The sequence below is a fragment of the Streptomyces sp. NPDC088350 genome (assembly GCF_044753545.1).
GTDB lineage: Bacteria > Actinomycetota > Actinomycetes > Streptomycetales > Streptomycetaceae > Streptomyces.
In genome coordinates this window covers 110,934-118,359 of the sequence record NZ_JBIVNL010000017.1, presented here as the reverse complement: position 1 = coordinate 118,359, position 7,426 = coordinate 110,934, and the positions used below count along the sequence as shown (strand labels likewise).

Below are 7,426 nucleotides of genomic sequence, written 5' to 3'. Positions count from 1 at the left end.
GGTGGGGGTGGGGGGCGTGGTGTTCGATCGTCCGCACACCAGCTTTTAGTCGTTCCCCCCGGCCCGTGGGTTCTCGCAATTGGGGGGCCCACCCCACCTCCCCGAATGAGGACCCATGGCCACCGTCCTGTCCGTCTCCGGCAGCCCCTCCGTCTCCTCCCGCACCAACCGGCTCCTGCGCCACCTGGACAAGCGGCTGATCGCCCAGGGCCACGAGGTGATCCCGCTCGACGTGCGCACCATCCCCGCCGAGGCCCTGCTCGGCGCGGACTTCCGGCACCCGGCCATCGTCGAGGCCACCGAACTGTTCGCCCGCGCCGACGGCGTCGTCGTCGGCACCCCGGTCTACAAGGCCTCCTACTCCGGAGTCCTCAAGGCACTGCTCGACCTGCTCCCGCAGTACGCCCTCACCGGCAAGACCGTCCTGCCGCTCGCCACGGGTGGGTCCACCGCACATGTGCTCGCCATCGACTACGCCCTGCGCCCGGTGCTGAACTCCATGGGCGCGGCCCACATAGTCCAGGGCTGGTTCACCCTCGACAAGGACATCACCGCCCACGAGGACGGCTCCCTCACCGTGGCCCCGGCCACCACCGAGGCGCTCACCCAGGTGGTGGACCAGTTCTCGGCGGCCCTCGGCCGCACCCCGCTCCTGGCAGCGGCGGGCTGACCACCATGACCGCCCACGAGCCTGCGCACGCGACCACGTATGAACCTGTCCATACGACCGCCCATACGACCGCCCATACGACCGCCCATACGACCGCCCGTGCGATTGCCCACGTGATCTCCGACGACGCAGAGGCCCTCGCCCTCGCCGCCGCGCTGGCCGACGAATTCCGGGCCGGAGCCTCCGAGCGCGATGCCGAACGCAGGCTCCCGCGCGCCGAGTTGGACCGCCTGTCGGACTCCGGACTGCTCGCCGTCACCGTGCCCGCGGAGTACGGAGGCGCCGACGTGAGCGCCCAGACCCTCGCCGAGATCTTCCGCCTGCTCGGCTCGGCCGACGGCAGCCTCGCCCAGATCCCGCAGAGCCACTTCGCCTACGTCAATGTGATCCGCCGTCAGGGCACCGAGGACCAGCAGAAGTTCTTCTTCGCCGAACTGCTCGCGGGCCGCCGTTTCGGCAACGCCCAGTCGGAGGCCGGCACCAAACACATCCAGGACATCCGCACCCGGCTGACACCCCGGCCCGACGGCTCGTACCGACTCACCGGCGTCAAGCACTACTCCACAGGCGCCCTCTTCGCCGACTGGATCCCGGTCCTCGCCCGCACCGAGGACGACAACCTCCACGTCGCCTACGTCCCGAGCGGTGCCGAGGGCGTCACCGTCGTCGACGACTGGGACGGAATGGGCCAGCGTACGACGGCCGGCGGAACGGTCCGCCTGGAGGCGGTCGCCGTCCCCGCCGACCGGGTCCTGCCCCACCACCTCACTTTCGAAGGACCTCAACTCCACGGTGCGGTGGCCCAGTTGCTGCACGCGGCCATCGACGCCGGGATCGCCGGCGGAGCGCTGGCCGAGGCCGCCGAGTTCGTCCGGACGAAGAGCCGCCCCTGGTTCGAGAGCGGGCTGGAGACCGCCGCCGAGGACCCGCTGCTGATCCAGCGGTTCGGCGAACTCGCCCTCCAGGTACGGGCGTCCGAGGCCCTGCTGATCCAGGCCGCCAAGGCCGTGGACGCGGCGCGCGCCAACCTGAACGACGACTCGGCGGCGGAGGCATCCATCGCGGTGGCCGCGGCCAAGGTGTACGCGGCACAGGCGGCGGTGGAGGTGGCGGGCGCACTGTTCGAGGTGTCGGGAACGCGCTCGGCAGTCAACTCCCTCAACCTGCACCGGCATTGGCGCGACGCCCGCACCCACACCCTGCACGACCCGGCCCGCTGGAAGATCCAGCACATCGGCCGCTACGTGCTCAACGGCACCAGGCCACCCCGCCACGGCCTTCTCTAGCCCGCCTTCAGGACAGACCGGATCGGAGCCCCCACGTGTCCCTCACCTTCCACTGGTTCCTCCCCACCAACGGGGACAGCCGCCATGTCGTCGGCGGCGGTCACGGCACCCCCGCCACCGCCTCCGGCCGGGACCGGCCCCCCACGGTCGCCTACCTGAGCCAGATCGCCCGCGCGGCGGAGGATCTCGGCTTCGTGGGTGCGCTCACACCCACCGGTGCCTGGTGCGAGGACGCGTGGCTGACCACCGCCATGGTCAGCCAGCACACCGAACGCCTGAAGTTCCTGGTCGCCTTCCGGCCCGGTTTTGTCTCGCCGACGCTCGCCGCGCAGATGGCGTCCACGTTCCAACGGCAGACCGGCGGACGGCTGTTGCTCAACGTCGTCACCGGCGGTGAGAGCCACGAGCAGCGGGCCTACGGGGACTTCCTCGACAAGGACGACCGGTACCGCCGTACCGGCGAATTCCTGGAGATCGTCCGGCAGTTGTGGGACGGAAAGACCGTCGAGCTGGCGGGCGAGCATCTGCGCGTCGAGGACGCGAAGTTGGCGCGGTTGCCCGAGCCGGTGCCCGAGGTGTACTTCGGGGGATCGTCGCCGATCGCGGGGGAGATCGCCGCGAAGTATGTCGACGTGTACCTCACTTGGGGTGAGCCGCCTGCCCAGGTCGCGGAGAAGATCGCGTGGATCAGGGGGCTGGCGGCGAAGGAGGGGCGGACGCTTCGGTTCGGTATCCGGCTGCATGTCATTACGCGTGACACGTCCGCGGAGGCCTGGGCCGAGGCGAATCGGCTGTTGGAAGGGTTCGACTCCGAGACCGTGAAGTCCGTGCAGGCCGGGCTTGCCCGGAGTGAGTCGGAGGGGCAGCAGCGGATGCTCGCGCTGCACGGCGGTTCGCGGGACGGGCTGGAGATCCATCCCAATCTGTGGGCCGGGATCGGGCTCGTGCGGGGTGGGGCGGGGACGGCGTTGGTCGGTAGCCATGAGGAGGTTGCCGAGCGGATCAAGGAGTACGCGGCGCTGGGCATTGAGGAGTTCGTGTTGTCGGGGTATCCGCATCTGGAGGAGGCGTACTGGTTCGGGGAGGGGGTGTTGCCTCGGCTGGCCGCGGAGGGGGTTTGGCGGCATCCGGCTTCGAAGGGTGCCGTTTCCTCTGCACAGGTGCCATTTGCCGGTTGAGATCTGCGGGTGGGTTGTGGCTGGGCGCCCCCGCGCGGCGGAGCCGCCTATCGATACAGCCCCGCGCCCCTTAGGTGAGTGACCTCACCAGTGTCTTCAAGTGAACCCCCCTTGACTCTGCCGTCTGGCCCTGTACGAGGAGGAACAGGGCCTCCCTCGCCAGGCGTTGGGCCTTGCTCGTCACCGACAACGCCTTGCCGCCTCCCGCCACCACCGCTGCCGTGGTCGCCGTCATGAGGACCTCGTACGCCTGTGTCCTCAGCGCCAGACGTTCCTCCAAGTGCTCGTGCGGTACGGGGTGTTCGGCCAGGGCGTAGGCCTGCTCGCGTACCTTGTCGAGGCGGGTGCGCAGCGGACCGGACGTGTCCTCGTCCAGCAGGGCGAGGGCTGCCTCTGCAACTCCGAAGACCGCCGGTGACGCGTTCGTCGGTTTCGGGCGGTCGGCCTTCGCCCATTCCGCGTACGGGGTGCGCAGGGCCACCGCGTCGTCCGGCAGCCAGAAGCCGTCCAACTCCAGCGACACCGTCCGGGACGCCGTGAGTGCCGCCAAGCGCATCGGATCGGACGCCCGCATCCCCTTCTGCTCCCGCGCCTCCGTGAACGCGAACAACGCCTCGTCCGCGTCCGTCACCCCCGCGAGCAGCATCACGTCGTTCAGGCCCCACCCCGTGTACCAGGGCACCGTTCCCTCGAACCGCCAGCCGCCCCGCTCCCGCGTCACCCGCACCGGGATCCGGGGATACGCCCGAAGGTGTGCGTACGCCACCCCGGACATCAACTCGCCTCTCGCGAGCGGGCCCAACAGCCGTTCCCGTACCGGCAGTTCGCTCTTGGCCAGGGTCATGACCGGCGTGTGGTGCTGGGTCTGTACGAACCACGTCGAGCAGCATGCCCCGGCCAGGATCTCCGCCGTCTCCCGCGCCACCGCGCCGGGTGCCGCCGAGCCACCGTAGGCGACGGGGGCGCTCACGCCCAGGAGCCCGGACTGTTTGACCGCCTCGATGTGGGTGGCCGGGACGCCCTCCTGGTCGACCTGTTCGGCGTGCGGGACGAGGAGGTCGTCCGCGAGGCGGCGGGCCTGGGCGATGAGGGAGTGCGAGGTCATGGGGGTGATTCTGCCGATCCGCCGGGCCGGCCACGCGCGATGCTCCGGCCCGTGTCCTGCGACGCGGGCCGGAGCGGTGGGGACGGGGTGGAGAGGTGGGGACGGGGTGGTCAGTCCGCCGCGCGTACGGCGGGCATCGCGAGGTCGACCGGGCCCGTGGCGCCGGGGCCGCTCTTGCAGGAGTCGTGGCAGTCCTTCTCCAGGCTGCAGCACAGGGAGCAGATCGCGCCCGAGTGGAAGGGGCAGTTGGCCACGTCGGGGCGTTCGAAGTCCGTCTTGCAGACCGTGCAGGTCAGCTCCACGGCCGAGGGCAGGCCGTCGGGGCCGAGGAGCGGCTCCTCCAGGTCGTCGAGGCGGGCGATGTAGTACTTGCCCTTGGTGAGGTACGCGAACAGGGGCGAGAGGACCATCGCCAGGAACAGGGCGATGAACGGGGAGTACGCCTTGCCGTAGTCGCCGAACGCCTCGAAGTACGCGGCGATGGAGACGGCCGAGGCGATGAGCATCGAGCCGAAGCCGACCGGGTTGAAGTTGTAGAGGTGGGCGCGCTTGAACTCGATGTAGGACGGGCTGAGTTTGAGCGGCTTGTTGATGACCAGGTCGGCGACGACCGCGCCGATCCAGGCGATCGCCACGTTGGAGTAGAAGCCGAGGACCGTGTTGAGGAAGCCGAAGACGCCGCCTTCCATGAGGGCCAGGGCGATGCCGACGTTGAGGAAGATGTAGACCACGCGGCCCGGGTGACGGTGTGTCAGCCGGGAGAAGAAGTTCGACCAGGACAGCGAACCGGAGTACGCGTTCGTCGAGTTGATCTTCACCTGGGAGAGGATCACGAAGAACGTCGCCAGCCCGAGGGCCACCGGAGCGGCGAAGGTCTTGAAGCCGTGCACGTACTGCTGGATGGGCTCGTTGGCCTTGGCCAGGCCCACGCTGCCGGCGATGTAGAAGGCGAGGAAGGCGCCGCCCATCTGCTTCGCCGCGCCGAGGACCACCCAGCCCGGGCCGGCGGAGAGCACCGCGCCCCACCACTTCTTGGCGTTCTGGGGGGTCTTGTCGGGCATGAAGCGCAGGTAGTCGACCTGCTCGCCGATCTGCGCGATGAGGGAGAGGGCCACGCCGGCGCCCGCGCCGACGCCGAGCATGCTGATGCTGGAACCGGTGGGGGAGTTGCCCGCGAAGTGCGTGAACTGCGAGAACTTGCCGGGCTCCTGGATCGCGATGGACACGAACGGCGCGACCATCAGCACCAGCCACACCGGCTGGGTCCAGACCTGCATCTTGGAGAGCGCGGTCATGCCGTAGATCACCAGCGGCAGGATGATCAGCGAGCAGATCAAGTAGCCGACGGCCAGGGGGATATGGAGGCCCAGGTCCAGGGCCTGCGCCATGATCGAGCCCTCAAGGGCGAAGAAGATGAAGGTGAAGCTGGCGTAGATGACCGACGTCAGGGTCGAGCCGAGGTAGCCGAAGCCGGCACCCCGGGTCAACAGGTCCATGTCGATGGAGTACTTGGCCGAGTAGTACGAGATCGGGATGCCGGTGAGGAAGATCGTCACCGCCGCCGCCAGGATCGCCACCATGGCGCTGGAGAAGCCGTTCGAGATCGCGATCGAGCCGCCGATGGCGAAGTCGGCGAGGTACGCGATGCCGCCGAGCGCGGTGGTGGCCACCACGTACGGAGTCCAGCGGCGGAAGGACTTCGGCGCGTAGCGCAGCGAGTAGTCCTCCAACGTGTCGTTCTGCGCCCAGTCGTTGTAGGTCCGTCCGGCAGCCGTTGCCGGCGCCTCTTTGTCGACGATCTCCGTCACGACACTTCCCTCTTCCACGGGTGTGGGTCATCTCCCGGACGGCCCGGGGGAGTTGGACGGAAGAGTCACGCCGCATTGTTTCCCGGCCGTTTCGCGTTCTTTAAATGGGGGAGTTTTCAAAATTCTTTTGATGACGCGCGTAGATTTAATCAATGCTTCCTGTGGAAACTATTCCTGCGGGAAGGTAGTCTCGGTCGCGGCAGGTGGGAAGGTCAGAGTTGGGCGACGATGTCGAAGTCGAAGGCGTCCGCCCGCGCCAGGTACAGCCGTTGGCGGAGGTGATTGCCGTGCAGGCGCAGTACACCTCGCGGGCCCTCGTACGAGACCGTGCCGCCCACCGCGCACATGGCGCCCACATCGAGCGACCGCGCCCGCTCGGCCAGTGCCGCGAGCAGTCGTACGCCTTCGAAACACGACTCGCCGAGGCTGCCCACGACGGGTGCCTCCACACCGAACCGGGCCGCGTAACGCCCGCTGAAATCAAGGCTTTCGGCGGTCGCCAGGGTCTCGAAGTAGCCGGCCGCCGCCCACAGTCCCTCGGTCGCCTCCGCGCCGGTGGCCAGCAGGATGTTCTCGTCCATGTGCGTGCTCAGCCGCAGACACCGCTGGTGCAACCCGTGTGCGGCGAAGGCCCTGTTGAAGCGTGCGGCGTCGTCGCCGACCAGCAGCATCAGCACGGCGTCCGCCTCGCACCGCTCCACGCGCCGCAGCACCGGCCCGAACTCGTGGGTTCCGAGGGGTACGAAGACCTCGTCGCGCACCCGGCCGCCGCACTGCCGGGCGCAGCGGCGCGCGGCCCGGGCGGTCACCCTCGGCCACACGTAGTCGTTGCCCACCGTGCACCAGCGCCTCACGCCGGTCTCCTCCGCCAACAGCCGCATGGCGGGCAGGAGTTGGGCCGCGTCGGTCTCGCCGGTGAGGAACACGCCCGGCGTGCGCTCACCGCCCTCGTACTGCGCGGTGTAGACGTAGGGCACCCGGCCCGCGATGCGCGGCACCAGCGCCTTGCGGACCGCCGAGGTGTGCCAGCCGACCACCGCGTCGACGGCCCGCATCGACACCAACACCTCCACCTCGGCGGCGACTTGCTCGGCCGGCGCGCCGCCGTCCACCACGATCAGCCGGACCTCGCGGCCCAACACCCCGCCGGTGGCGTTGAGTTCCTCCACGGCGAGTTGCGCGGCCAGCTCGCAGGACGGGCCGAAGACGCCCGCCGGACCCCGCAGCGGTACGACCAGTGCCACGACCAGGGTCCTGACCGGGCCGCTGATCCGCCCGGGCGGCAGGGAATGCACCAGGCCACCTCCGTGAGGGCATGAGGGCACGGATACCGGTCCCGGCCCCGGCGCCCTCGCAGAGGCTCGTAATCTGAACCGCAC

At 69.4% G+C, this 7,426-nt stretch carries 6 protein-coding genes; 3 read left to right on the top strand and 3 right to left on the bottom strand.

What is annotated here, in order from left to right:
* Positions 1–115: 115 nt before the first annotated feature.
* The 3 genes from ssuE to ACIQBL_RS42925 all read left to right on the top strand — a co-directional run bounded on the left by ssuE (position 116) and on the right by ACIQBL_RS42925 (position 3,134).
* Positions 116–670: an NADPH-dependent FMN reductase gene (gene ssuE, locus ACIQBL_RS42935; protein ID WP_401952974.1), complete on the top strand. Its 555-nt coding sequence runs from the start codon at positions 116–118 to the stop codon at positions 668–670.
* Between the two features lie 113 nt (positions 671–783).
* Positions 784–1,956: an SfnB family sulfur acquisition oxidoreductase gene (locus ACIQBL_RS42930; RefSeq protein ID WP_401952971.1), complete on the top strand. Its 1,173-nt coding sequence runs from the start codon at positions 784–786 to the stop codon at positions 1,954–1,956.
* A 35-nt stretch (positions 1,957–1,991) separates the two neighbouring features.
* On the top strand, positions 1,992–3,134 hold the full coding sequence (locus ACIQBL_RS42925; RefSeq protein ID WP_401952968.1) for an LLM class flavin-dependent oxidoreductase: 1,143 nt from the start codon (positions 1,992–1,994) through the stop codon (positions 3,132–3,134).
* 70 nt (positions 3,135–3,204) lie between these two features.
* Here ACIQBL_RS42925 and ACIQBL_RS42920 read toward each other — a convergent pair whose 3' ends face one another.
* The 3 genes from ACIQBL_RS42920 to ACIQBL_RS42910 form a co-directional block, all read right to left on the bottom strand.
* A complete protein-coding gene (locus ACIQBL_RS42920) occupies positions 3,205–4,239 on the bottom strand; it encodes an acyl-CoA dehydrogenase family protein (RefSeq protein ID WP_401952965.1) in 1,035 nt (344 codons plus the stop codon).
* 110 nt (positions 4,240–4,349) lie between these two features.
* Entirely contained in the window at positions 4,350–6,047 is a 1,698-nt protein-coding gene (locus ACIQBL_RS42915; protein ID WP_401952962.1) for a purine-cytosine permease family protein, read from the bottom strand.
* A gap of 212 nt (positions 6,048–6,259) precedes the next feature.
* A complete protein-coding gene (locus tag ACIQBL_RS42910) occupies positions 6,260–7,342 on the bottom strand; it encodes a substrate-binding domain-containing protein (RefSeq protein ID WP_401952960.1) in 1,083 nt (360 codons plus the stop codon).
* Positions 7,343–7,426: the final 84 nt, after the last annotated feature.